Source organism: Delftia acidovorans SPH-1, assembly GCF_000018665.1.
Classification (GTDB): domain Bacteria; phylum Pseudomonadota; class Gammaproteobacteria; order Burkholderiales; family Burkholderiaceae_C; genus Comamonas; species Comamonas acidovorans.
Genome location: NC_010002.1, coordinates 4,683,813 through 4,708,832 on the forward strand (window position 1 = coordinate 4,683,813; position 25,020 = coordinate 4,708,832).

The following is a 25,020-nucleotide window of genomic DNA, read 5'->3' on the forward strand; positions in this document are numbered from 1 at the left end:
GAGATCTCGATGGAGGAAAGGAAAGGAAGGGAGGTGGGAGCGAGAAGGAAGCGAAAGGGCTGGCGCCCCTGCCCCCGGGCTCAGTCCAGGCTGGCGCCCGAGTCCTTGACGATGCGTGCCCAGCGCGGCACCTCGGCGCGCAGCAGCGCGGCGAACTTCTCGGACGAGCCGCCCAGCACCTCGCCGCCTTCGGAGCGCAGCTTCTCGGCCACCTCGGGCACCAGCAGCGCGTCGTTGATGGCCTTGTTCAACTGCTGCACGATGGCCTGCGGCGTGCCCGCCGGCGCCAGCACCCCGAACCAGGTGACGGCCTCGAAGTCCTGGTAGCCGGACTCGGCCAGCGTGGGCGTCTGCGGCAGCTGGGCGGAGCGCTTGAGCGAGGTGACCATCACCGCGCGCAGCTTGCCGTTGCGCACCTGGCCCAGCAGCGTGGGCACGGCGGACATGTAGAAATCGATCTGCCCGCCCACCAGGTCGGTCATGGCCTGGGCTGCGCCCTTGTAGGGCACATGGCGCAGCTTGATGCCGGCCGCGTTCTCGGCCAGTTCGCCGGCCAGGTGCGCCACCGTGCCGTTGCCCGGGTAGCCCAGCGTGAGGCCGTCGGGCTTGGCCTTGGCGGCCTTGACCAGGTCGGCAAAGGTCTTGTAGGGCGAGTTGGCCGGCGCGGCCATGACGATGGGCGCGGAAGCCACCAGCGCCACGGGCACCAGATCCTTCAGCGGGTCATAGGGCAGCCTGGCGTACAGCGAGGGATTGATGGCCAGGTTGCTGGTCTGGCCCATGACCAGGGTATGGCCGTCCGGCGCGGCCTTGGCCACGGCATCCACGCCCAGGTTGCCGCCGGCGCCGGGCCGGTTGTCCACCACCACGGTCCACTTGTTGTGGTCCGCCAGCCGCTGGGCCACGGTGCGCGCGATCATGTCCGTGCCGCCACCGGGCGGAAACGGCACGACCAGGCGGATGGGCTTGCGGGGATAGGCGTCCTGGGCCTGGGCAGCGCCCATGGGCACGATGGCGGCAACGCCGACCAGGACGGCAAGAAGGCGTGCGTTGAGGCAACGCGAAAGCGAGGGAATCGGCATGGCGGTTTGTCTCCGTTTGTTGTGTCCAACGCCCGCATGTCTGCGGTGCGTGGGACGAACTTTATGAAAACGTTTCAACCCATACAATTCCGTTTCATACAGCGCAACCAATTGCATGCCTTGCACCATGAACAAGCCCCCCAGCACCCCTTCCCCGGCGCAGCCACCCGATGACAGGTCCAGCCCGGCCAAGGACGGCGGCGTCATCGCCGTCACGCGTGCCTTGCAGCTGCTTGGCGCCTTCGCCCTCGGGGAGTCGCACCTGTCCCTGGCGGAACTGAGCCGGCGCTGCGCGCTGCACAAGACCACGGTGCTGCGGCTGGCGCGCACGCTGGCGCAGTCGGGCTTCATGGTGCAAAGGGACGATGGGGACTGGCGCCTGGGCCCGGCGGCGGGCTGGCTGGGCGCGCGCTACCAGGCGGGCTTCGATGTGCAGAACGTGCTGGAGCCCGCGCTGCGCGCGCTCACGCAGGCCAGCGGCGAGAGCGCGGCCTTCTATGTGCGCGAGGGCAATGTGCGCACCTGCCTCGTGCGCGTGGAAGGGCCGCAGGCCCTGCGCCACCATGCGCGCATGGGCGAGGGGCTGCCGCTGGACCAGGGCTCGCCAGGGCGCGTGATCCTGGCGTTTTCAGGCGAGCCGGGGCCGGTGTACGAGCAGATCCGCCAGCGCGGCTACCACTGGTCCATCGGCGAGCGCGAACAGGGCGTGGCCACGGTGTCGGCGCCGGTGTTCGGCATGCACTGGCGGCTGATGGGGTCGGTGTGCATCTCGGGGCCGGCATCGCGCCTGCCCGAGTCCCGGCTGGAAGCCATGGCGCAGACCGTGGTGGCGGCGGCCAACCAGCTGTCCTATGCGCTGGCGGGAAGCGCCAGCACACAGGCCCCTGTGGTGCGCGCCAGCCAGTGGCATCCCTGAGACCACCTTCCGGGGCGACGCCCGGAAGGTGGATGGCCGCTTACTGCAGCGCGCCCATGGGCAGGGCGATGGGCTTGCCGTTGAGCGTGACCTGGCCGGCCTGCATCTTGAGCGCGCTGACCAGCTTGTCGCCTTCCAGGCGGGCATAGCCCGTGGCCTGGGCCATGCCCAGCATGCCTTCCACATCCTCGGCCGAGACATCGGGCTTGCCCGATGCCTTGAGCAGCGGCTCCAGCCAGGCCTTGGGCAGGCTGGCATTGGCCTGCAGTGCCGAGGTCTTGAGCAGCGCCGGCATCCAGCCGGCCTGGGCGACCTGCTCCTGCGTGGGCGCGCTTTGCACTTCGGCGCCGTACTCCAGGTGGCCGGTCTGGCCCTGGTAGGTGGCCTGCAGCTTCATGGAGTAGGCCGGCAGGGCCGCCACCAGGCGCGGGGCGTTCTGCATCAGCACGCCCATGCCCTGCTCTTCCAGCGATTCCAGCGCCTTGGCCAGGCCCTCCTTGCGGTAGCCCTCGACCATGACGCGCTGGAAGCCGCGCAGCGCCTCGATGTCCAGGCGCTGGATCTTTTCCTCGTAGCCCACGGACTCGAAATCGATGGGGCCGATGCGGCCCGTGCCCTTGACCTGGGTGGTCATGCCCAGCGTGGTCTTGTCGGACTCGATGACCGAGCTGCCGTCCACGTTCTTGAGGTCCAGCAGCGTCTTGGCCTCGCCGCCTTCGGCCGGCGTGCTGCTCATGCCGAAGCGGGCGATGCGCACGCTGGCCTTGCCGGGGCCCAGGCCCCACAGGCCGTCGATGACCTTGTTCTCGAAGCTGCTCTCCAGGCCCGTGAGCATGATGCTGGTGCGCTCCACCGGCACTGCGGCCGGCTGGGTGGGGAGGGCCTCGTCGTTGTCGGATTCCTCCTCGTCGCCCTCTTCCTCTTCCACGCCCATGGACTTGTCGCGGCTGGGCAGGCCCAGCAGGGCCACCTCGGGCCAGCGCCAGGTGCCCTTGACGCTGCCACCGCCCAGGGCCGTGTCCAGCACCATTTCCTGCCAGCGCATGGTGACTTCCTGGTCGCCCAGCTCGCCGGCGGGCAGCAGCAGGCGCACATCCTGGCCACCCGTGAAGTGGTGCACGCTGGTCAGCGTGGGGGCTGCGGCCTTGGCCAGCATCTGAGTACTCTTTTCGTCCAGGCCGTCGAGCGCAAAGCGTGTCTCGGAAACCGCTGCCGCCAGTCGGCCACCGGCCAGCGGGCCGTGGCGCACCGTGGTGTCCACCACCAGGCGCACGGGCTTGGACGCAGCGACCGGCTCTGCGGCGGCGGGCGCTTCAGCTGTGTCGGCTGCTTTTGCCGCGTCAGCCGCTCCAGCCGCATCGGCGGCCTGAGCTTCCGCCGCAGGCCACTGCAGCACCAGCTTGGCCTGGGAGGAGAGGAATCCCTTGTGGTACTCGTCGGTCACGACGACTTTCTCGCCCAGCACCTTGCGCAATTCGGCCACGGCCTCCTTGTAGCCAGCCTCGGCCCGCTGGCCGGTATACCAGGTGGTTCCTCCATAGGCCACGACGGCCAATGCCACGGCAGCGGCCACTGCGGTTTTCTTGTTGCTCATTGTGAATATCCCGTGATGAATAAGACCCCTCCCCCTCGGGCGGGCCGCGCGACTGTATCAGTTCGGCGTTTCACCACGGAACGGCAATGGCCCATGCAATGGCGCATCTGAGCCACCCGTGGCAGGCCCATGTGGGCGCACGCCTTTGCGCAGCCCTTGCCAGGCCTTGTCTTGCGCCGTTCTCAAGGCCCGCGCCCATGGAATTGCCCAGGCGCGACAGGCGCCCGGTTTTTTCAATTGCTTACCATTGCCGCGCATGATTGGCATGCCAATGGAATGCGCAACGTACGCTATGCCGCCATGGATATGGCGTCAATCAGGCCTTTGCGGAATTCTTCGGCTTTTGCGGTGTCTTCACTTGCCGTCAATGCGGCCTGTCATTGCGCCCCCATGCAGGTCGTATGCCGGTCGTATGCCGGCAATGGCCGCATTCACCCGGCCTGCAGCAAGAAAGGCAGGGCCGCGTCCAGCAGCGCATCGGGCGCTTCCTCGGCGATGTAGTGTCCGCAGGCCAGCGGCCGGCCGCGCACATCGTCGGCCACGAGCTGCCACTCGCGCAGCGGATCGAAGCAGCGGTGCACCACCCCCTCCTCGCCCCAGAGCACCAGCAGCGGCATGGACAGCCTGCGCCCGAGCTGGCGGTCTTCGCGGTCATGGTCGAGGTCGATGCCGGCCGAGGCGCGGTAGTCCTCGCACATGCCGTGCGCGCTGCCCGGCAGCGCCAGGCAGCGCTGGTACTCGGCCAGCGCCCGGGGATCGAAGGGCGCCAGGCCGGCGCTGCGCCGGCCCATGATCTCGCGCACATAGGCGGCGGGGTCGGCCTCGATCAGGCGCTCGGGCAGCGGCGCGGGCTGGATCAGGAAGAACCAGTGCCAGTAGGCGCGCGCAAAGGCCTCGCCGGTCTGCTCGTACATGGCCAGCGTGGGCGCAATGTCCAGCAGCACCAGACGCTGCACGCTGGCGGGATAGTCCATGGCCAGCCGGTGCGCCACGCGCGCGCCCCGGTCATGCGCCAGCACGCTGAAATGCTCATGGCCCAGCCGGGCCATCAGCCGCAGCAGGTCGCGGGCCATGGTGCGCTTGCTGTAGTTCACATGCTCGGGATCGCCGGCCGGGCGCGAGGAGTCGCCATAGCCGCGCAGGTCGGCCAGCACCACGGTGAACTGCTGCGCCAGCCGGGGCGCGACGCGGTGCCAGATGGCGCTGGTCTGCGGGTGGCCGTGCACCAGCAGCAAGGCCGGCCCCTGCCCGCCCACCCAGGCGTTGATCTCCACCCCGTCATCGACCGTGATGCGCTGCTGGCGCAGGCCCGGCATCCATGGATCTGTGTGCATCCCGGAGATTCCTTCTACGTTGTTCATGACTGTCAGCCTGCCATGCTAATCAGTAAACCAGGCTGCATAAATAGCAAAATACTGCATTGATCCATCAGTTAAATTTACGAATCAACCATCCACCGCATCCACCATGGACGGCTTTTCCGACCTGCGTTTCTTCTCGCTGCTGATCCGCGAAGGCAGCCTGGCCGCCGCGGCCCAGCAGATGGGGGTGACACCGCCCGCCGTCAGCCGCCGCCTGTCCCTGCTGGAGCGGCGCCTGGGCGTGCGCCTGCTGCAGCGCACGACACGGCGCATCCACCTGACGCCCGAGGGCGAAGCCTACCTGCTGGACGGCGCGCGCATCCTGGCCGACCTGGAGGCGCTGGAGCGCAGCATCTCGGGCACGCGCGCCACGGCGCGCGGCCCGCTGTCCATTGCCTGCACGCTGGGCTTTGGCCGCCAGCGGCTGGCGCCCGCGCTGTCGGCCTTTGCCCGCGCCTATCCCGAGGTGCAGGTGCAACTGCAACTGACGGACAGGCCCGTCAACCTGGTCGAGCAGGGCTTTGACGCCGTGGTGCGCTTTGGCGCCCTGCCCGACTCCGCCCTCACCGCCCGCCTGCTGCTGCCCAACCGCCGCGTGCTGTGCGCCGCGCCCTCCTACCTCAACGCCCACGGCGAGCCGCGCCAGCCTGCCGACCTGCAGGCCCACCGCTGCATCGTGATCCGCGAGAGCGACGAAACCTATGGCAGCTGGCGCCTGAGCCGGCGCACGCGCCAGGGCCTGAGCGAGCACAACATCAAGGTCAACGGCGTGATGAGCACCAACGACGGCGCAGCGGCCCTGGCCTGGGCGCTGGACGGGCATGGCATCCTGCAGCGCTCGCTCTGGGATGTGGCCGCGCCGCTGGCCGCAGGTGCGCTGCGCGAGGTCCTGCCCCAATGGCAGCTGCCTGCGGCCGACATCTACCTGGTGCACGCCACGCGCAGCGAGATGTCGGCCAGAATCCGCGCGCTCACCGGCTTTCTGGGCGACTGGTTTGCACAACGGCCTGAGCCGGACATGGCGCCCGCCTGAGCCCGGGCGCAATCTGCAACCTCGGCGGCAGACAGGCTGTCATGCGCGTTCACCCCGCGCAGAGCAGGCCATGCGAACATGGCCCGCAACGACAACCACCACACCCAGGAGACAAGACACATGGCCACCGCCCGCTACCCCCAGCCCGAACTGTCCAGCCTGCCCGAGGACATCCGCACCCGCATCCTTGAAGTGCAGGAAAAGGCAGGCTTCATTCCCAACGTCTTCCTGGCCTTTGCGCGCCGCCCGGCCGAATGGCGCGCCTTTTTCGCCTACCACGATGCCCTCATGCTCAAGGAAGAAGGCAGCCTGACCAAGGGCGAGCGCGAGATGATCGTCACCACCACCAGCGCGGCCAACCAGTGCCTGTACTGCGTGGTGGCCCACGGCGCCATCCTGCGCATCTACGAAAAGCAGCCCTACGTGGCCGACCAGGTGGCGGTCAACTACCGCAAGGCCGACATCAGCGCCCGCCAGCGCGCCATGCTGGACTTCGCCATGAAGGTCTGCGAACGCAGCCATGAAATCTGCGAGGCCGACTTCGAGGCGCTGTACCCGCATGGCTTCGACGACGAGGACATCTGGGACATCGCCGCCATCACCGCCTTCTTCGGCCTGTCCAACCGCATGGCCAGCTTTGCCGGCATGCAGCCCAATCCCGAGTTCTTCCTCATGGGGCGCGTGCCGCGCGAGAAGAAGTAGGCTGGCCGACCTGTGCCTCCTGGCGCGCCGCAGCACCCTCGACCAAACCCAGGCATATCTCCCCCACCTGCCCCACGGCCCCCAGCAGGCGCGGCGTGGGCTCGTTGGCGCAGTTCAGGCGCAGGTGGTTGGGCAGGTCCGAGCGCGATGAGAACAGCGGGCCGGGGCTGACGCCAATGCCCAGCTCCAGCGCGCGGCGGTGCACCTCCAGTGCATTCACCTGGCGCGGCAGTTCCACCCACAGCAGAAAGCCCGCGCGCGGGGCCGAGACGCGGGTGCCGGGCGGAAAGCTGGCCTCGACCCTGGCCGTGACGGCCTGCACCCCGGCCTGCACGCGGGACTTGAGACGGCGCAGGTGCCGGTCGTAGTCGCCGCTGGCCAGCACCTCGCTCACGGCAGCCTCCAGCAGCGGCGCACCGGCCCAGTCGCCCGCCAGGCGCACCTGCAGCACCTGGGCATGGAAGCGGCCCGCCGCAATCCAGCCCACGCGCCAGCCCGGCGCCAGGGTCTTGGACACGGAGCCGCAATACAGCACGTTGCCGCTGCCGTCGAAGGCCTTGCAGGCCGGCGGGCGCTGGCCGTCGCCTGCAAGGTCGCCATAGACATCGTCTTCGATCAAGGGAATGCCCGCCCGCTCCAGCAGCGCCACCAGGGCCTGCTTGCGCTCCACCGGCATGCTGGCGCCCAGCGGGTTCTGCACGGTGGGCGATGCCAGCACGGCAGCCGGCCGGTGGCGGGCAATGGCCTCGGCCAGCGGCTCCAGCAGCAGGCCTTCGCGGGGATCGGTGGCAATCTCCAGCGCCTTCAGGCCCAGGTCCTCCAGCAGCAGCAGGCTGCCGAAATAGGCGGGCCGCTCCACGGCCACGACATCGCCGGGCTTGCACACGGCGCGCAGCGCCAGCCGCACGGCCTGGGTGGCGCCTGCCGTCAGGACCAGGTCATCGGGGCCGAAGCGCGCACCCCATTGCGCGGCCCGGGCTGCAATCTGGCCGCGCAGGTCGGCACGGCCCGGCGGCATGCTGTAGGTCTGCCCGTGCGCGTCCAGGCGGCGCCCGGCGGTCTGCAGCGCGCGCTGCAGCCGGGCCGTGGGCAGCCAGGCCGGATCGGGCAATGCCGCACCCAGCGGGATCAGGCGCGTGTCAGGACTGCTGAACAGCGAGCGCGCCAGGGCCGACAGGGTCACGGGCACGGGGCGCGACGACGGGCGGGACGCCTGCAGCGCCGCGCCGCCGGTTGCCTGCCGCACAAAGTAGCCCGAGCGCGGGCGCGCGACGATCAGGCCCTCAGCCTCCAGGCAGCGCAGCGCCTCCAGTGCGGTCGGCAGGCTGACCTGCTCGCGCTCGGCCAGGCTGCGGGCGGAGATCAGCCTGTCGCCAGGGCGCAGTGCGCCGCAGGCCAGCGTCTGGCGCAGGGCCTGGGCAATGCGGCGGTACTGGGGCAAGGGTTCGTTGGTGGTGGGCATGCCAATCTGTACAGGTCAGTTTTCTTGGATTCTGCTTATACAGGCATTGATGGCCCCGATTTATCGTTGCAGCCATCAAGCAACCCGAGGAAACCCATGCAAGCCAGCAATTTCGATCTCCAGGCCTACTTCCGCCGCATCGGCTTCAGTGCCGGGGACTCCGCCCAGGCGAATGCCGCCACCCTGCATGCGCTGATGCGCCAGCAGCTGTTTTCCGTGCCTTTCGAGAACCTCGACGTGCAGGCCGGCAAGATCGTCTCTCTGGTGCCCGAAGACATTGCGGGCAAGATCCTCGGCGGCGCCCGGGGCGGCTACTGCTACGAGGTGAACGGCCTGTTCGCCATGGCGCTGCAGGCCCTGGGCATTGCCTACCGCTTTGTGGCGGCGCGGCCCATGTTCTATCCGGCACGCCGCCCCCGCACCCACATGGCCCTGGTGGCCGAGGTCGAGGGACGGCGCTGGCTGTGCGACCTGGGCTTTGGCAGCTACGGCATACGCGCCCCCATGGCCCTGGACGTGCTGGACACCGAGGTCCGCCAGGACGGCGACACCTTCCGCCTGAGCCTGGACGACCAGGGCGAATACCTGCTGCAGGCCCGCGTGGACGGTGAATGGGCCAACCAGTACGCCTTCAACCTGTCGCCTCAGGAGTGGGTGGATTTCGCCCCCGCCAACTACCTGAACTCCACGCACCCGGACGCCATCTTCGTGCAAAAGCGGGTGGTGGTGCTGCACCAGCCGGCCGGCCGCATGATCCTGGTGGGCGACGCGCTCAAGACCGTCACGGCCAGCGGCACCGAGACCAGGCAGCTCGCGCCTGATGAAATCCAGCACGTGCTGGGCAGCCTGTTCGGGCTGGCAACCGAGCGCCAGGCGGCTGCCGTGTGCTGACCCTCTAAGCTCGGCGGGTCGAATCCCGCTCGATCAGCTCGAACCCCAGGTCGAACGCCGAGCGCCCGGCACTGTGGCCCTTGCAGCGTGCCAGCACGAGTTCGGCGGCCAGGCGGCCTATGCCCGGTCCGTCCACATGCACGGTGGTCAGCGACGGCAGCAGGTGGGCCGCGAAATCGGCATTGCCGAAGCCCGAGACGGCCAGGTCCACGGGCACGCGCAGGCCGCGCGCCTGGGCTTCCACCAAAATGCCGTGGGCCAGCATGTCCGAGCTGCAGACCACGGCCTGCAGATCGGGCTGCTGCGCCAGCAACTGGCCCAGCGCCTGCCGGCCCAGCTCCAGGCTGCCGGGCGCGGACACGGTGACCGTGGGCACCTCGCGGCCCCAGGCTGCGAGAAAGCCCTCGCGCCGCTGCTGGGCCCGGTGGTCGCTGCCCGTGGCCATGCCCACGCGCTGCAGGCCGCGCGAGAGGAAATAGCCGGCCAGCGCGCTGCCCACCTTCAGGTGGGAAAAGCCCACCACCATGTCCAGCGGCCGGTCGCTGAAGTCCCAGGTTTCCACCACGGGAATGCCGGTCCTGCGCAGCCGCTCGCGCGCCTTGTCGGACTGCACCAGGCCCATCATCACAATGCCGTCGGGCTGGCGCCCGATCATGGCGTTGAGCACTTCCTCCTCGCGCTGCTCGTCGTAGAAGGTCTGGCCCAGCAGCAGCTGATAGCCCTCCTGCGCCAGCGTGGCCGTCAATGACTGCACCGTGGGCAGGAATTGCGACACCGAAAGCGCAGGCACCACGCCCGCCACCATGCGGCTGCGCCTGGACTTGAGCCCGCCGGCCAGCAGGTTGGGGATATAGCCCGTGGCCTCCACGGCCTGGCGCACGCGCTCGCGCGTCTTCTCCGAAACGATGGAAGGATTGCCCAGTGCGCGCGAGGCCGTGATCAGCGAGACGCCGGCCGCCTCGGCCACGTCGTGCAGCGTGGCGGGCCTGGGTGGTGTGGGTGTGTTCATGGGCAAGCGCGATCGCGGGCTGGTATCGGGGACGGGCCTGAAGATAGCAGACCGCCCTCCACGCACGGGCGCCAGGCCTGCCCTGCATCGCAGAAATCGTGATTGACAGCCAAAATGACAACGATATCATTTTGCTGAAAGCGCAAATCCTTGCATCTAAAAAACGGCATCGGCGCTTTTTCATTCCCCCGGAAATGACAACGATGTCATTCACAAATCAGGAGACAAGATGAATCACATTCTTCGTGCCATGGCGCTGGCCCTGGCCGCGCTCACCGCCTTTTCTGCATCGGCCCAGGCCTGGCCCGACAGGCCCGTCACCCTGGTCGTGCCCTTCCCTGCCGGCGGCTCCACCGACCAGGTCGCGCGCGCCGTGGCGCCCAGGCTGGGCGAGAAGCTCAGGCAGTCCTTCGTGGTGGAGAACAAGGCCGGCGCCACGGGCACCATCGGCGCGGCCTTCGTGCAGCGCGCGGCAGCGGACGGGCAGACCTTTCTCGTCACCTCGCTGGGTCCGCTGGTCATCGTGCCCCACCTGATCAAGAACCTGCCCTACGACGCCCTCAAGGACTTCGACCTGATCACCGTGGCCGTGCAGTCGCCCAACGTGCTGGTCGTGCCTGCAAGCTCGCCGCACAAAAGCGTGGCCGACGTGGTCGCCCACCTCAAGGCCCACCCGGGCAAGATGAGCTTTGCCTCGGCCGGCCACGGCTCCAGCGACCACCTGACGGCCGAACTGTTCTGGCAGCAAACGGGCACCCAGGGCGTGCACATCCCCTACAAGGGTGGCGCGCCCGCCCATGCCGACCTGATCGGCGGCCAGGTCGATGCCTCGTTCCAGAACATCAATGCCGTGATACAGCACATCCGGGCCGGCAAGATGCGCGCCCTGGCCGTGACCAGCCCGCGCCGCTCGCCCGTGCTGCCGGACCTGCCCACGCTGGCCGAGGCCGGGGTGAAGAACGTGGAGGTCGCCTCCTGGCAGGCCATCGTCGCGCCCAAGGGCCTGCCGCCTGCGCTGCGCGACAAGGCCCATGCGGCCTTTGTCGAGGCGCTCAACGATCCCAGGGTGCGCGAGCAGTTCGTCTCCATCGGCTACGAGATGGTGGCCGGCACGCCCCAGCAGTTCGCCGAGTTCCAGCGCCAGGAATACGCGCGCTGGAAGACGGTCATCGAGGCCGGAAAGATCAGCATCGACTGATGCCTGCCCCTGTCCTTTTTCCAACCACCGCACTCCCGCAGCCATGACCTCTTCCGCGCTTTCCGAAACCACCAGCCAGGACCGCATCCAGTGGATACGCCTGTCGTCCTGCTACCTCCCCCTGGCCCGGGCCATCAGCGATGCCAAGGTGCTCACGGGCCGCCAAAAGCCCATGACCGAGGTCGCCATGCTGTTCGCCGAGATCCAGACCCGCGACGGCCACCGGGGCCTGGGCCTGAGCTACGCCAAGCGCGCAGGCGGCCCCGGCCAGTTCGCCCATGCCAGCGAAATCGCGCCCACCCTGCTGGGCGAAGACCCCAGCGACATCGCACGGCTGTGGACTCGCATGTGCTGGGCCGGCGCCTCCGTGGGCCGCAGCGGGCTGGCCGTGCAGGCCATCGCGGCCTTCGACGTGGCGCTGTACGACATCAAGGCGCGCCGCGCGGGCCTGTCGCTGTCCAAGCTGCTGGGCTCGCAGCGCGAATCCGTGCGCTGCTACAACACCTCGGGTGGCTTTCTGCACACGCCGCTCGATGAGCTCAAGCGCAACGCCAGCGCCTCGCTGGAGCGCGGCATTGGCGGCATCAAGCTCAAGGTGGGCCAGCCCGACTGCGCGATGGACATACGGCGTGTGGAGGCCATGCGCACCCACCTGGGCGATGCCGCGCCCATCATGGTTGATGCCAACCAGCAATGGGACCGCCCCACGGCCCAGCGCATGTGCCGTGTCTTCGAGGAATTCAACCTGGTCTGGATCGAGGAGCCGCTGGACGCCTACGACCACGAAGGCCATGCCGCGCTGGCCGCGCGCTTCGACACGCCGATCGCCACTGGCGAGATGCTGACCAGCGCCGCCGAGCACGGCGATCTCATACGCCACCGCAGCGCCGACTTCCTCATGCCCGACGCGCCGCGCGTGGGCGGCATCACGCCCTTCCTGCAGATCGCGGCCCAGGCCGAACTGGCCCACCTGAGCCTGGCGCCCCACTTCGCCATGGAACTGCACGTGCACCTGGCCGCCACCTGCGCCAACGAGCCCTGGGTGGAACACTTCGACTGGCTGGAGCCGCTGTTCAACGAACGCCTGGAAATCGCCAATGGCCGCATGCTCGTGCCCACGCGCCCCGGCCTGGGACTGAGCCTGAGCGAGCAGGCGCGGCGCTGGACGCGCGAAAGCGTGGAGTTCGGGGAGCGGGGCTGAGGGAATTGGGGCATCAGGCCTCAAAGGCTTACGCCCCGTACTGCAGAGAAATGGCCATCAGTCACTGGAGTAGGCCCAGACTCAATGGGACCTACTTTCATTCCAGCGGCCATTCGAGATAAATGTAATTACCTGAAACAAAAAAGAAAAGGTCGGACAGAAGATTGTTACGATGCTTGCCGCCAGACAACGATCCGCCCCAATTGGGGATTGCAAACCTGCACGCCGGCCTGTCGATCAAGGGAAAAATGCGAGTGGTAAGCCCCCATCCCGATTGCAGCCAGCCCGGACACTCTCCATCACTTTGCGGGATCGACATGAAGATTGGCGTATAGCAACGAAAGGCAAATTTTGATCAAACCAAATTTTCATCGGCTATGGCAGGAGTTTCCTGACCACGTCAGATTCAAGACCATGAAAGATCTATACACAGAACTGGGTGGTGCTGCCGAGAAAAATATCTACTTACCAGGCTTCGGTCCCAACGGAAACACATGTGCCAGCCGGTTGAGCGTTGCCTTCAACAAGGCCGGTGCGCCGATCAACGCAGCCTTGGCGGGTACGGCTGGTGCACGGACATTGGGAACAAAAGACGGTTCTCGCATCATTTATGGCGTAGCAGATTTTCGATCCTATCTTTTGAAATCACTTGGCAAACCATCCACTGATGCCGTCAGCCCATATGATGACAAATTTCGCGGCCTGAAAGGCATCATTGCCTTCAGCGTGAACTGGAGTGGCGCCACAGGTCATATCGCCTTATGGAATGGAGTCCATTATCGTGAACCGGGCTATGACAACTACTCCACTTACACAAATCCGGACAACCCATCCATCAAAACTTCACTTGGTGAATTTTGGGAGCTCACTTGATGCGCATGGCTTTGCTGGCATGTGGTCTGGTCATCGCCGGATGCACCCCAGACACGAATCCCGCAGGTGGCACTCGCACGCAAGTGCAGCGCGACGTTGAAAGCTATGCCATCGCAAGCTGCCTGACCCAGCAGGCCGAGCCCTATCTCAAGGACCAAGGAGATGCCTGGGCATCCGTCATCGTGCAGCGCATGCACGGGGATATCGAAGTGCTGGCAGGCATTGCCGAGCAGGTGCAGCGGGAGAACACCAAGGGCGCCAACGGCGATGTGGCGGTCATGCGCGACGAAACCCGTCCCGGGCAGGGCAAGCCATTGCCCGTGCTGCACTGTGGCGAGGTGATCGACCGGCCCGACGTGCGCGCTGCGATTCAAAAGGCGATTGCGGCACTGCGCCCGTCCTACGAATCCAGGTAGGCCAGGCCGTTTCCCGAAAATCCGGGTTGGAGGCGGGCGACCAGCCCCTACCCATCCAACCCGTACTTGCGGATCTTGTCGTGCAGCGTGGTCTTGGGCATGGACAGGGCTTCGGCCGTGCGCGCCAGGCTGCCGGCGTGGCGGCGCAGGGCGTCGGCGATGAGGGCGCGCTCGAAGGCCTCGACAGCGGCGGACAGCGGCCGGGGCACGGCGTCCTGCGCGGTGGTGCCGGCCGGCTGGCCGAAGGGGGGCGAGCCGGTCTCGATGCCCAGCACCGTGCGCTCGGCCACGTTGCGCAGCTCGCGCACGTTGCCGGGCCAGTCATAGCCCAGCAGTTGCTGCACGCGCGCCGTGGTCAGCTCGGGCACGGGCCGCTGGTGGCGCGCGGCGCCCTGCAGCGCGAAGTGCTCGAACAGCAGCGGCACGTCCTCGCGCCGCTCGCGCAGCGGCGGCAGCGAGACGGTGGCCACGTTCAGGCGGTAGTACAGGTCGGCGCGGAACAAGCCCTGCCTGCTGAGCTCGAGCAGATCCACCTTGGTGGCCGCGATCACGCGGCAGTCGATGGGGATCAGGGTGTTGGAGCCCAGGCGCTCCAGCACGCGTTCCTGCAGCACGCGCAGCAGCTTGATCTGCATGGGCAGGGGCATGCTCTCGATCTCGTCCAGGAATAGCGTGCCGCCGCTGGCGTGCTCCAGCTTGCCGATGCGCTTCTTGCCCGCGCCGGTATAGGCGCCGGCCTCGCTGCCGAACATTTCGCTGTCGAACAGCGTATCGGGCAGGCCGCCGCAGTTGACGGCCACGAAGTTGCCATCGCGCCGCGCGCTGGCCTCGTGCAGGCAGCGCGCCACCAGTTCCTTGCCCGTGCCGGTCTCGCCCTGGATCAGCACATCGGCCGCGCTCTGCGCCAGCCCCGTGAGCATCTGGCGCAGCTGGCGCATGTTGGGCGCGCGGCCTATCAGCCGGTGCTCCAGGCTGTCGCGCTGGTCCAGCTGCTGACGCAGCGCCCGCACCTCCAGCACCAGGCGCCGGCGCTCCAGGGCGCGGCGCACGGCGCCGACCAGGGTTTCGGGGGCGAAGGGTTTCTGGATGAAGTCCTGGGCGCCGTCCTTCATGGCCTGTACGGCCATGGAGATGTCGCCGTGGCCGGTGATCAGCACCACGGGCAGCTCGGCATCCATGGCCACCAGTTCGCGCAGAAAGGCCATGCCGTCCATGCGCGGCAGGCGGATGTCGCTGACCACGATGCCCGCGAAGTCGCGCGACAGGCGCCGGCGCGCCTGCTCGGCGCTGCCCACGCTTTCGCAGGCGATACCTTCGAGCTGCAGCGCCTGCTCGCAGCCGAGCACGATGTCGGGGTCATCCTCGATGATCAGGACTTTGAGGGCGTCGGTCATGGTGTGTCGGCAGAAGGTGTGGAGGGTGCCAGGGCCAGGCTCAGCGTGAAGACGGCGCCGCCGCCCGGATGGTTGCTGCCCGTCAGCGTGCCGCCGCATTCACGCACGATGCCGGCCGACAGCGCCAGCCCCAGGCCCAGGCCCACGCCCTCTTCCTTGGTGGTGAAGAACGGCTGGAACAGATGGGCCTGCGCCGCTTCGCTCAGGCCAGGGCCGTGGTCGCGCACGGTGACCTGGGCGCGGCCATCGGCCACGGCGCAGGCCAGCTCCAGGCAGGGCGCGGGCTGGCCGCGCATGGCGTCCAGGGAGTTGTTGATCAGGTTGATCAGCACCTGCTCGATGCGGTTGCGGTCGCACCAGGCCACGGCCTCGGGCACGCCGTCATCGCGCAGGATGCGGGCGCCGGTCTCGGCCACGCGCGACTCCAGCACCGCCAGCGCATTGTCCAGCGCATGCGCCAGCGGCACGGCCTGGCTGGCGCCGCTGGACTTGCGCGCGAAGTTGCGCAACTGGCCGGTGATGCGGCCCATGCGGTCGGCCAGCTGCGCCATGCGCTCCAGGTTCACGCGCGTGGTTTCGGTATCGCCGCGCTCCAGAAAGCGCTGGCTGTTGCCGGCCAGGGTGCGCAGCGCCGTCAGCGGCTGATTGAGTTCATGGGCCACGCCCGTGGACAGCTGGCCTATCACGGCCAGCTTGCCGGCCTGCACCAGTTCGTCCTGGGCGGCGCGCAGCGTGGCCTCGGCGTGGGTGCGCTCGGCCACCTCGGCCTGCAGCGCCTCGTTGGCGGCCGACAGGTCGGCCGTGCGCTGCTCCACCTTGCGCTCGAGCTCGTCGTGCGCGGCCTGCAGAGCCTCGCGCGCGGCCAGCCGGTCGCGCAGGTGGCGGCGGCGCTCGTTGACCATCATGGCCAGCAGCAACACAAAGGCCGCGCCCACGGCCGCGGCCAGCGCGCGGCTCTGGGCCAGCTGGTCGACCTGCTCCAGGTGCGAGAGCACGGTGATCGTCCAGGGCGTGCCAGGCAGCTGGCGCGACTGGGCCAGGAAGCGGCCGCTGACCGGGTAGACCGAGCCTGGCGATTCCTCGCCATGGCGGGCAATGCGCACCAGGCGCGCGCCCTGGCCCAGGTCGCGCAGCACCTGCAGGCCCAGCGGCTCCAGCGCGCGGCGGTTGTACTGGCGCGTGTGGTCGAAGGCGGCGCGCGTGCCCTCGTCCAGCGTGCGCAAGGTGGTGAATTTCCAGTCGGAGACCGTGCCCAGGATGACGACGCCGTTCTCGTCGCCCACCAGCACGGGCGCCTCCACCGTGGACCACGATTGCTCCAGCTGGTCCAGGCTGACCTTGACCACGGCCACGCCCAGCGTGTGGGTGTCGTCGCCCAGGGTGGAGGCCAGGTAGTAGCCGGGCTCGCCGCGCGTGGTGCCTATGCCGAAGAAGCGCGCGCTGCCCGTGGCCATGGCGGTGCGGTAGTAGGGGCGAAAGCTCAGGTCCTCGCCCATGTAGCTGTCGGAGCGCCGCCAGTTGCTGGAGGCCACGACGTGGCCGCGCGCATCGACCAGGTAGGCGGTCAGCGTGCCCGCGCGGTCGTTGAGCTGCTCCAGGTAGGCGTTGACGCGGTTGGTGAGCTGCTCGTCGCCGGGCTCGGCCAGCAGCCTTTGCACATTGCCTTCCAGTGCCAGCACGTCGGGCAGGAAGGCGTACTTGCCGATCTCGCGCTGCAGGCTGGCGCCGTACAGCTCCAGCCGGTGCATGCCCGTGGCACGCAGATCGGCAATGCCCAGCCGCTGCGCCAGCAGGTACGCACCCCAGCCGCTCAGCCCGCTCAGGGCAAGCCACAGCAAAAGCAGGATGAGCTGGCGCAGGGGGCGGCGGGCGGGCATGGTGAAGGCACCGATGTTATCAGTGCCCCCCAGCGCCGCCTGGGCCTCAGGCCGAGACAGCGGGCCGCCCTTGCTCGGAATGGTCCGTGGGCAGCAGGGACTCGTCGTCATCCGTGGCCGCGGTCGGATCGACGGCGCCTTCCCACTTGGCCACCACGGCCGTGGCGATCGCATTGCCCAGCACATTGGTCAGGGTGCGGCCCATGTCCAGGAAGTGGTCGATGCCCAGGATCAGCAGGATGCCCGCCTCGGGCAGGCCGAACATGGGCAGCACGGCGGCCACCACCACCAGCGATGCGCGCGGCACGCCGGCAATGCCCTTGCTGGAGACCATCAGCACCAGCAGCATGGTGATCTGGGCCGTCAGCGTCATGTCGATGCCGTAGGCCTGGGCAATGAAGATGGCCAGGAAGGTGGTGTAGACCATCGAGCCATCCAGATTGAACGAGTAGCCCAGCGGCAGCACGAAGCCGATGATGCGCGGCTTGATGCCGAACTTCTCCAGCTGCTCCATCAGCTTGGGATAGGTCGATTCGCTGCTGGCCGTGGAAAAGCCCACCAGCAGCGGGCCGCGGATCAGGCTCAGCAGGCGGAAGATGTCACGGCCCAGCACGCAGTAGCCGGCCACGATCAGCAGCACCCACAGCGTGGCCAGGGCCAGGTAGAAGCACAGCATGAACTTGCCGAACACCGACAGCATGCCCAGGCCATGGATGGTGATGGTGCCGGCCACGGCACCGAACACGCCCACGGGGGCGAAGCGCATCACGTAGTCGGTGACCTTGAGCATGATGTGGACCACTTCGTCCATCAGGCCCACCATGGAGCGCGCGGCCTGGTTGTGCAGGTTGCCCAGCGCAATGCCGAAGAACAGCGCGAACACCAGGATCTGCAGCACCTCGTTGGTCGCCATGGCCTCGAAGATGTTCTTGGGGAACACGTGGGCGATGAAGTCCTTGAGGTTCAGCGCCGAGGTCTTGAGGTTCAGGCCCTCGGCCGACGACGGCAGGGCCACGCTCAGGCCATGGCCGGGCTGCAGCACGTTCGCATAGATCAGGCCGATGGCCAGCGAGCAGAACGAGGCCACGATGAACCAGCCGAGCGCGCGGCCGCCGATGCGGCCCACGGCCTTGGCGTCGCCCATGTTGGCCAGGCCCGACACCAGGGTGGCGAACACCAGGGGCGCGATGATCATCTTGATCATGCGCAGGAAGACATCGGTGAGGATGCCGAAGTAGCTGGCGATCTCCTTGGCGGCCTCGGGCGTGGGTGCGTAGCTGTTGCAGGCATAGCCCACCAGCACGCCGAGGACCATGGCCACGAGCACCATGGTGGTCAAGCGGTTGAATTTCATGCGGATTTTTTCGTTGGACGTATTTCGGTCTTGCAAGCGAGCCCGGCCACCACGGCTGCCGGCCACGGGCCGGATGCCACAGCGAAGACGGGCTTGTCTCCCTGCATACACAACCACGATGCACGTGGCCTGCGCCTGACAGTGCACAGACCGTGCCAGCCGCATCCGGCACCTGCACCCCGCGCTAACTGCTTGATTCGCCTATATCGACCTTACTTTCATGCATAAGGTGGCACGGAAATCCGAACGATGAAGTGCAGGCGCCGTTCGGAAAACCGGATGGCAAGACCTGCGGCCTCCGGCCCTCCCGGCCCGCGCACTGCAAAGCATCCGCGACAGCGCCGAGACGCTGGCCGACTACGCCGGCCCCGAGGCCCAGGCCATGAGCTGCGGGTTTGAAGACGCGGCCGAGATGCGCCGCGCCGAAGCGGCCGAGGCAGCCGCCAAAGCCATGGCGCAACTGTTTGAACGCCGGCCGGTGCCCGGGCAGGACGGCAGCAGCAGCTGATGCTCCGGCGCCTGTAGAGGGGCCCGCTCTCCCAGGGTCCCGCACCGTGTCTTCACCGGTGCATCAACCGAGCGCCAACCCTGCCTCAACCCTGCGTCTGGGGCCCCAGGCGAAAAACACTCACGGACTGCACAAGGTCATGCGCCTGCTGCCGCAGGCTCGTGGCTGCCGCCGCCATTTCCTCCACCAGGGCCGCGTTTTGCTGTGTCGCCTGGTCCATCTGCATGACCGCCTCGCCCACCTGCGCAACGCCGCTGCGTTGTTCGGCGGAAGCCGCGCTGATCTCTCCCATGAGGTCGGTGACGCTGCGTATGCTCATCACCACTTCAGCCATGGTGCCGCCCGCGCGGTCGGCCAGCACAGAGCCCTGTTCGACCCGCTCGACGCTGTCGGAGATCAGGGCCTTGATCTCCTTGGCCGCCGCCGCGCTGCGGCCGGCCAGGCTGCGGACCTCGGAGGCCACCACAGCGAAGCCACGGCCCTGTTCTCCGGCACGCGCAGCCTCCACCGCAGCGTTCAGCGCCAGGATGTTGGTCTGGAATGCGATGCCGTCGATGACGTTGATGATGTCGGCGATGCGGCGCGAACTTTCACTGATGCCCTTCATCGTGTCCACGACCTGGGTGACCACCTCGCCCGCCTGCACGGCCACGCCGCTGGCCTGCTGCGCGAGCGCGTTGGCCTTGCCCGCGCCATCCGCGTTCTGGGTCACGGTCGCTCCGAGCTGCTCCATCGAGGCCGCCGTCTGTTCAAGCGCGCTGGCCTGGCTCTCGGTTCGCGAGGACAGGTCGGTGTTGCCCTGGGCAATCTGCGTGCTTGCACTTGCCACGGATTCGCTGCCGCTGCGCACGACGGCCACGACCTGCGATAGCGCATCACTCATCTCGCCGAGGCTGCGCAGCAGGGTCCCCACTTCATCGTGGGTGGTGGCCTCCACCCGCTGCGTCAGATCCCCGCATGCCACCGCGCGTGCCACCTGGATGGCCCGGCCGATGGGGCCGGTGATGGAGCGCGTGACCCAGGTGCCCAGCAAGGCGGCCAGCACGACGGCCACCAGCGCCCCCCCCAGCTCGAACGCCAGCGTCATTGCCGCCAGCGACTCGGTGCGCGTCAGGCGCTCGGCCATGAGCTGCTCCTCCTCTCGCACCAGGTCCGCCTGCAGTGCGCGCAGCCCATCCATGGCCGCCTTCTCGCGCCCCAGGGAGAACTCGCGAACCAGATCCTCGACCGTTGCCGAGCCTTCCTGAACTTGCCGCCGCAGCGCCTGCAGCGGCTGTACCGCCTGAACGAATTCACGATGGCGCAGGCGGATACCGTCCAGGCGGCGCTGCTGGGCGGGGTTGTCCTCGGTCAGGCGTACGGCCTCCTGCCAGGAGGCCTCGAACTCCTTGAGTCCTTCATCCCAGGGGGCAAGAAAACGGGAGTCGCCCGACAGGAGATAGCCTCGCGAGGCCGTCTCCATGTTGACCATGCCCGTGAGCATGCGCTGTCCCTGGGACATCACCTTGAAGGTGTGCTCGTTCTATTGCTGGGCCTCCTTGAGCCGGGACTGGCTGCTCACGGCCAGCGCGATGACAAGAAGAAAAATGGCGATGACGCATGCGAAGGCAGCTGCGAGACGGCGGGCCAGTGGCCAGTTGGACAAATTCATGATGATCATCGGTACGAACTGCGTGGCCGGAAAGACTGCACAAGGGCGCGGCGATCATGGTGTGAAGCCTCGCCTGCGCCTGGGGCCGTCATCTCCTGGCCGGGATCTACAAAGCACTCGCGCCAGCGGCTGCCGGGTGGCGGCCAGCGGGCCTGCGCTTTGTTTCTCTATGTAATATATTGGACAAAACATATCTTTGTCCTAGACAATTCGCAAAATCCCTCAAAACATCCCGGCCATGACCGGACGTTTTGTCCCCTTCAGATCAATGACGCCACTTTCTGACCCCTTGCCTTTGGCGCCTGGCCCCGGGCTGCCCATCTCGGCCGTCGAACGCGAGACCGGACTTGCCAAGGACACCCTGCGTGTCTGGGAAAGACGCTACGGCTTTCCAAGGCCTGAACGGGATTCGGCCGGCGATCGCCGCTATCCGGCAGACCAGGTTCGACAACTGACCCTGATCCGGCGGCTCATGGATACGGGGCTGCGCCCCAGCAAGCTGATGGGCGTGGATCTGGACGGCCTGCAGGCGCTGCTGGCCCGCGCCGACACCTCGCCGGGCAAGGATTTGTCCAGGACAAATTCAGAGAATGCAGCGGACTATGACCGCTTCGCCCCCATGCTCAACGCCATTGCCGCACATGATCCCGCCCAGCTCAGGCATTGCCTGAGCCTGGCCCAGTCGCGCATGGGCCTGGCCGGTTTCGTGACCACGCTCGTGGCCCCGCTGACCACGGCGGTCGGCGATTTCTGGGCACAGGGGCGTTTTGAAGTGTTCGAAGAGCACCTGTACACCGAGGTGCTCACCGGCGTCTTGAGGCAGGCGATCGTCTCGCTCGCCCCTCCTTCCCCGCCGTCCGTGCCCAAGGTGTTGCTGACCACGCTGCCGCAGGAGATGCATGGTCTGGGACTGCTCATGGTCGAAGCCCTGCTGGCCCTGGAAGGCTGCAACTGCGTATCGCTGGGCACCCAGACGCCCATCGGCGACGTGGCACAGGCCGCGCGGGCGCATCGCGCCGACATCGTGGGGCTGAGCTTCAGCAGCTCGCACAACGGAGCGATGGCGCAGGCTTGCCTGGGCGAGCTGCGCAGCCACCTGCCGCCGGCCATCGAGTTGTGGGCCGGTGGAGCATGCCCGGCGCTTTATTCCAGCCCGGTCGCGGGCATCACGCCGGTGCGCCATCTCACGGATCTGCAACCGCTGGTCGCCCGATGGCGGCAGACGACAAGAACACCAAGGACATCCGCATGAACTTTCCCGCCCCCCGCCCCGTCTTCACCGCCAGGCGGCGCACCCTGCTGGCAACGGCCCTTGGCGCAGGCCTGCTGGCCAGCGGTTGCGCCAGCATGCGCCCGCCCGGCTCGGTCACGCCCGTCTCACCGTTCGATCTGCAGCGCTACCAGGGCCTGTGGTACGAACTGGCACGGCTGGACCATGGTTTCGAGCGGGGCATGACCGATGTGACCGCCGAGTACACGCCGCAGGCAGACGGCAGCGTGAAGGTGGTGAACCGGGGGTTTTCCGTGCCCCGGGGCCAGTGGCAGCGTGCCGTCGGCAAGGCCCTGTTCACGGGCAAGCCGGACACGGCTTCGCTCAAGGTCTCCTTCTTCGGCCCGTTCTACGGCGGCTACCATGTGGCCGCCCTGAACCCTGACTACCGCTGGGCGCTGGTCCTTGGGCCGGACACGCAGTACTGCTGGATACTGGCCAGGGAGCCGAAACTGCCCCCGCAGACCCTGCAATCCATCGTCGCCAAGGCCGCGGAATTGGGCGTCGATACCGGCGCGCTGATCTGGGTCAGCCATGAGCGCCACCAGGAAGCGCACAGCCAGGAGGCCTTGTGAACGGCGCGCCCCCCGTCGCGGTGATCGGCGCGGGAATGGCAGGTCTGGCATGTGCACAGCTGCTGGCCGAGGCTGGCTGCCGCGTGGATATCTTCGAGAAAAGCCGAGGCCCATCGGGGCGCATGAGCACACGGCGCGCGCAGGATCCGCAGGGTGCGTGGCAGTGCGATCACGGCGCTCCATCGTTTGCGGCCCAGGACCCGGAGTTTGTGCAGGAGGTGCGCCAGTGGGAGCAGCACGGCGTTGTCGCCGCCTGGCGTCCGCGCGCAGTGCGCCTGCAGGGCAAAGACGTGGTGCCAGCAGATGCGGGCCCCGACCGCTGGGTGGGCGTGCCGCGCATGACCTCTCCCGCAGCGTTTCTTGTCCAGCGGCTTGCACAACAGGGGCATGGCGCACGGCTGCACCTGCAAGCCACGGTTCAGCAGTTGCAGTACGAATCTGCCTGCTGGACTGTGCACTGTGCCGAACACGGGCAGATCGGATCGGAATACTGCGCCCTGGTGCTGGCAGTGCCTGCACCGCAGGCGGCAGCCTTGCTGGGGCCGGTCTCGCCCTATGCGTCGGCACTGGCTGCCAGCGCGCGCATGCAGCCTTGCTGGGTGGCCATGCTGCGCACCGACGCCCCCCTGCCGCTGGACTGGGATGCGGCAGAAATCACGGATGGCCCGCTGTGCTGGGTGGCAAGCGACAGCGCCAAGCCAGGGCGACAGGGGCCGCAAGTGCCGCAAGGACCTCAGACCTGGGTGCTGCATGCCAGTGCACGGTGGAGCCAGGATCACATCGAATCGGACGCCGAATCCGTGGCCCGGCAACTGCTGCAGGCATTCGAGGCCCTGGCCAGCTCTCTGACCGGCTCTCTGCCAGGCGGCCTGCGCGTCACTGCCCACCGCTGGCGCTATGCGCTGCCGGCGCCGCACCTGGTCAACCGCTGCTGGTGGGACGCGCCTGCGGGCCTGGGCCTGTGCGGCGACTGGATGTGCGGCGCAGGCGTCGAAGGCGCCTGGCTCAGCGGACGGGCGCTGGCCCGGCGTGCCCTGGCCACGCTGACGCGCTGAACTGCAGGAACGCCCACGCCATGCACAAGAAGCCCCACCTGCCCTCCAAGCTGTGTGCGTGCTGCGGTCTTGCGTTCACATGGCGCAAAAAATGGGCACGTGATTGGGACGAGGTCAAATACTGCTCGCAGCGCTGCCGCACCGCACGACTGCCGCCTGATCCCACTCCCCCATCTGCAGGCCGCCAGCCAAGGCGCTGACCTCCAAGCGGGCCATGCGCCCCGCACATCCTGGGAGCCCTGGATTGCCGCCAGGCCGGCCCCATAATGCGCCACCCCATTGCATCAAGGAATTGGCACCTATGTCTTCCGGCGGCTTTCACGTCCACGGCCCACACGATCACGAACTCGAACATGCTGCCCAGGGCGAGCATGGCCAAACCGCCCACCACGGCATCGGCGGCGGCAGCCTGACCAACCAGATCGCCATGTGCACGGCAGTCATCGCCACGGTGGGCGCCATCTTCGCGTACATGGGCGGCGCCACCCAGGCCAATGCCGGGCTGTACAAGAACGACGCAGCCATCAAGAAGACCGAAGCGGCCAACCAATGGGCCTTCTTCCAGGCCAAGAGCACCAAGCAATCGTTGTCCGAGTTCGCGCGTGATCTGGCGACCACGGAGGACAGGCGGGCGGCCTACCAGGCCAAGGTGGAGCGCTACGAAAAGGAAAAGGACGACATCAAGCGCGATGCCGACCGCCTGGAAGCCGAGGCCCGGCAATGGGACGAGAAGTCAGAGATGCAGATGCACCTGCATCACCGCTGGGCGCAGGCCACCACCGCGCTGCAGGTCGCCATTGCCCTTGCAGCCATCGCGCTGCTGACCAAGAAGAAATGGCTGGAATACGCCATGCTCGGCGTGGCAGCGCTAGGCCTTGGCGTGGGCGGGCTGGCCATGCTGCACATCTAGAGCCTGTGGCAAAGCCGCAAAGCCGCATATCCGCCTTGGAAGGCAGCTGTGAAACAGCCCCCTGATTCCCCGGCCTTGCCCGCGGCTCAGTCCTCGCTGGGACGGGGGTAGCCTGCCTCTGCCCAGGCTTGCGCAGATGTCCGGGTGAGCTGATGGTCCGGCCTGACTCCTACCTTGGCCAGCTCGCTGCCGTCGGCGGCAGTGGCGGTGAGCGTGGCGCTGGGATTGTCTTCATCAGGCTCGATATCCAGAGATACGGTCACGCGTGACCCGCCCACCACGATCTGCACATCCTTGTGCAACTGCGCGGCCAGATGCTGCTCATGCCGGCGCATCACCTCGTGCGCCGTCTTCACGAGCGTGTTGAAGGCGGAAACGTCCAGCGGCTTGGGATTTTTCTTGTCGCGGCCCATGGTCCAAGGGCCGACCAGGCTTGGCTCCACCTGGCCGTCCTGGGTCATGGCAACGGCCCAGCCATCGTCGTCTTCATTCTTGATGACGCGGGCCTCCCAGCCGTTGTGATGCCAAAGGCGGTCTTCGAAGATCGAGACGACTTCTTGTTCGAGTTCTGCGGACATGTCCAGACCCTTGTGGAAACTATCGAGCCCGAAATTCTACTGTCCATCCATACAGTTCGCGCACAGGGGGTCTATTGCGCAGGCAGCGGCTGACCGAGCTGCGTCAGATT

Annotated in this window: 23 protein-coding genes and 2 pseudogenes; 14 read left to right on the plus strand and 11 right to left on the minus strand. The window is 67.5% G+C overall.

All coding sequences use genetic code 11. The features are described 5' to 3' along the window. Positions 1-80: 80 nt before the first annotated feature. The gene (locus tag DACI_RS21585) at positions 81-1,082 is read right to left on the minus strand and encodes a Bug family tripartite tricarboxylate transporter substrate binding protein (RefSeq protein ID WP_012206083.1); all 1,002 of its coding nucleotides are present in this window, start codon (positions 1,080-1,082) and stop codon (positions 81-83) included. 127 nt (positions 1,083-1,209) lie between these two features. On the opposite strand from DACI_RS21585, the gene DACI_RS21590 reads away from it, so the two are divergent. Next, complete coding sequence (locus tag DACI_RS21590) at positions 1,210-1,998, plus strand: IclR family transcriptional regulator (protein ID WP_043782242.1); 789 nt, start codon at positions 1,210-1,212, stop codon at positions 1,996-1,998. A gap of 40 nt (positions 1,999-2,038) precedes the next feature. On the opposite strand, the gene DACI_RS21595 is transcribed toward DACI_RS21590, so the two are convergent. Next, positions 2,039-3,592: a YdgA family protein gene (locus tag DACI_RS21595; protein ID WP_012206085.1), complete on the minus strand. Its 1,554-nt coding sequence runs from the start codon at positions 3,590-3,592 to the stop codon at positions 2,039-2,041. Positions 3,593-4,023: 431 nt separating this feature from the next. Further along, positions 4,024-4,926, minus strand: coding sequence for an alpha/beta fold hydrolase (locus DACI_RS21600; RefSeq protein ID WP_012206086.1), 903 nt, complete (start codon positions 4,924-4,926; stop codon positions 4,024-4,026). Between the two features lie 133 nt (positions 4,927-5,059). On the opposite strand from DACI_RS21600, the gene DACI_RS21605 reads away from it, so the two are divergent. Continuing rightward, positions 5,060-5,986: a LysR family transcriptional regulator gene (locus DACI_RS21605; protein WP_012206087.1), complete on the plus strand. Its 927-nt coding sequence runs from the start codon at positions 5,060-5,062 to the stop codon at positions 5,984-5,986. A gap of 120 nt (positions 5,987-6,106) precedes the next feature. Beyond that, positions 6,107-6,688, plus strand: coding sequence for a peroxidase-related enzyme (locus tag DACI_RS21610; RefSeq protein WP_013801997.1), 582 nt, complete (start codon positions 6,107-6,109; stop codon positions 6,686-6,688). On the opposite strand, the gene DACI_RS21615 is transcribed toward DACI_RS21610, so the two are convergent. Beyond that, on the minus strand, positions 6,657-8,150 hold the full coding sequence (locus DACI_RS21615) for an aminotransferase-like domain-containing protein (RefSeq protein WP_012206089.1): 1,494 nt from the start codon (positions 8,148-8,150) through the stop codon (positions 6,657-6,659). The genes DACI_RS21610 and DACI_RS21615 overlap by 32 nt on opposite strands. A gap of 96 nt (positions 8,151-8,246) precedes the next feature. Between DACI_RS21615 and DACI_RS21620 the strand changes: the two genes are divergently transcribed. Beyond that, the gene (locus DACI_RS21620; protein WP_012206090.1) at positions 8,247-9,041 is read left to right on the plus strand and encodes an arylamine N-acetyltransferase family protein; all 795 of its coding nucleotides are present in this window, start codon (positions 8,247-8,249) and stop codon (positions 9,039-9,041) included. A 4-nt stretch (positions 9,042-9,045) separates the two neighbouring features. On the opposite strand, the gene DACI_RS21625 is transcribed toward DACI_RS21620, so the two are convergent. After that, positions 9,046-10,050 (minus strand): LacI family DNA-binding transcriptional regulator, encoded by a 1,005-nt coding sequence (locus DACI_RS21625; RefSeq protein WP_012206091.1) that lies wholly within the window; start codon positions 10,048-10,050, stop codon positions 9,046-9,048. 229 nt (positions 10,051-10,279) lie between these two features. Here DACI_RS21625 and DACI_RS21630 point away from each other — a divergent pair, with 229 nt between their 5' ends. Continuing rightward, positions 10,280-11,248, plus strand: a complete 969-nt coding sequence (locus DACI_RS21630; RefSeq protein WP_012206092.1) for a Bug family tripartite tricarboxylate transporter substrate binding protein — start codon at positions 10,280-10,282, stop codon at positions 11,246-11,248. A 43-nt stretch (positions 11,249-11,291) separates the two neighbouring features. Next, entirely contained in the window at positions 11,292-12,449 is a 1,158-nt protein-coding gene (locus tag DACI_RS21635; protein WP_012206093.1) for an L-talarate/galactarate dehydratase, read from the plus strand. A 97-nt stretch (positions 12,450-12,546) separates the two neighbouring features. Here the strand turns inward: DACI_RS21635 and DACI_RS32210 are convergent, their stop codons facing one another. Beyond that, complete coding sequence (locus DACI_RS32210; RefSeq protein WP_157059692.1) at positions 12,547-12,768, minus strand: hypothetical protein; 222 nt, start codon at positions 12,766-12,768, stop codon at positions 12,547-12,549. 95 nt (positions 12,769-12,863) lie between these two features. On the opposite strand from DACI_RS32210, the gene DACI_RS31585 reads away from it, so the two are divergent. Then, entirely contained in the window at positions 12,864-13,322 is a 459-nt protein-coding gene (locus DACI_RS31585) for a T6SS effector amidase Tae4 family protein (protein ID WP_080518216.1), read from the plus strand. A gap of 83 nt (positions 13,323-13,405) precedes the next feature. After that, on the plus strand, positions 13,406-13,738 hold the full coding sequence (locus tag DACI_RS21640; RefSeq protein ID WP_225970975.1) for a hypothetical protein: 333 nt from the start codon (positions 13,406-13,408) through the stop codon (positions 13,736-13,738). A gap of 47 nt (positions 13,739-13,785) precedes the next feature. On the opposite strand, the gene DACI_RS21645 is transcribed toward DACI_RS21640, so the two are convergent. From DACI_RS21645 to DACI_RS21655, 3 genes are read right to left on the minus strand one after another with little or no spacing between them, the layout of a single operon-like run. Further along, positions 13,786-15,132, minus strand: a complete 1,347-nt coding sequence (locus DACI_RS21645) for a sigma-54-dependent transcriptional regulator (protein ID WP_012206096.1) — start codon at positions 15,130-15,132, stop codon at positions 13,786-13,788. Next, positions 15,129-17,009, minus strand: a complete 1,881-nt coding sequence (locus tag DACI_RS21650) for a sensor histidine kinase (RefSeq protein WP_012206097.1) — start codon at positions 17,007-17,009, stop codon at positions 15,129-15,131. Before DACI_RS21650 ends, DACI_RS21645 begins: the two co-directional genes overlap by 4 nt. Positions 17,010-17,055: 46 nt before the next feature. After that, positions 17,056-18,363 (minus strand): dicarboxylate/amino acid:cation symporter, encoded by a 1,308-nt coding sequence (locus tag DACI_RS21655; protein WP_043782245.1) that lies wholly within the window; start codon positions 18,361-18,363, stop codon positions 17,056-17,058. Positions 18,364-18,673: 310 nt separating this feature from the next. Between DACI_RS21655 and DACI_RS32755 the strand changes: the two are divergent. Next, positions 18,674-18,871, plus strand: a pseudogene (locus DACI_RS32755) (hypothetical protein); the annotation flags it as partial. 85 nt (positions 18,872-18,956) lie between these two features. Here the strand turns inward: DACI_RS32755 and DACI_RS32760 are convergent. Beyond that, positions 18,957-20,531: pseudogene (locus DACI_RS32760) on the minus strand (methyl-accepting chemotaxis protein). A 259-nt stretch (positions 20,532-20,790) separates the two neighbouring features. Here DACI_RS32760 and DACI_RS21670 point away from each other — a divergent pair. The 5 genes from DACI_RS21670 to DACI_RS21685 all read left to right on the plus strand — a co-directional run bounded on the left by DACI_RS21670 (position 20,791) and on the right by DACI_RS21685 (position 24,332). Next, positions 20,791-21,774, plus strand: a complete 984-nt coding sequence (locus DACI_RS21670; RefSeq protein WP_050771865.1) for a MerR family transcriptional regulator — start codon at positions 20,791-20,793, stop codon at positions 21,772-21,774. Continuing rightward, positions 21,735-22,367 carry a lipocalin family protein gene (locus DACI_RS21675; RefSeq protein WP_043782247.1) on the plus strand — a complete coding sequence of 211 codons (633 nt, stop codon included), beginning with the start codon at positions 21,735-21,737 and terminating at the stop codon, positions 22,365-22,367. The genes DACI_RS21670 and DACI_RS21675 overlap by 40 nt, the downstream gene beginning before the upstream one ends. Further along, positions 22,364-23,422, plus strand: coding sequence for an NAD(P)/FAD-dependent oxidoreductase (locus DACI_RS21680; RefSeq protein WP_043782249.1), 1,059 nt, complete (start codon positions 22,364-22,366; stop codon positions 23,420-23,422). The genes DACI_RS21675 and DACI_RS21680 overlap by 4 nt, the downstream gene beginning before the upstream one ends. 20 nt (positions 23,423-23,442) lie before the next feature. Further along, positions 23,443-23,622, plus strand: a complete 180-nt coding sequence (locus DACI_RS31590) for a DUF2256 domain-containing protein (protein ID WP_013801983.1) — start codon at positions 23,443-23,445, stop codon at positions 23,620-23,622. Positions 23,623-23,723: 101 nt separating this feature from the next. After that, positions 23,724-24,332 (plus strand): DUF4337 domain-containing protein, encoded by a 609-nt coding sequence (locus DACI_RS21685; protein ID WP_012206105.1) that lies wholly within the window; start codon positions 23,724-23,726, stop codon positions 24,330-24,332. A gap of 86 nt (positions 24,333-24,418) precedes the next feature. On the opposite strand, the gene DACI_RS21690 is transcribed toward DACI_RS21685, so the two are convergent. Beyond that, complete coding sequence (locus tag DACI_RS21690) at positions 24,419-24,910, minus strand: hypothetical protein (RefSeq protein ID WP_012206106.1); 492 nt, start codon at positions 24,908-24,910, stop codon at positions 24,419-24,421. Positions 24,911-25,020: the final 110 nt, after the last annotated feature.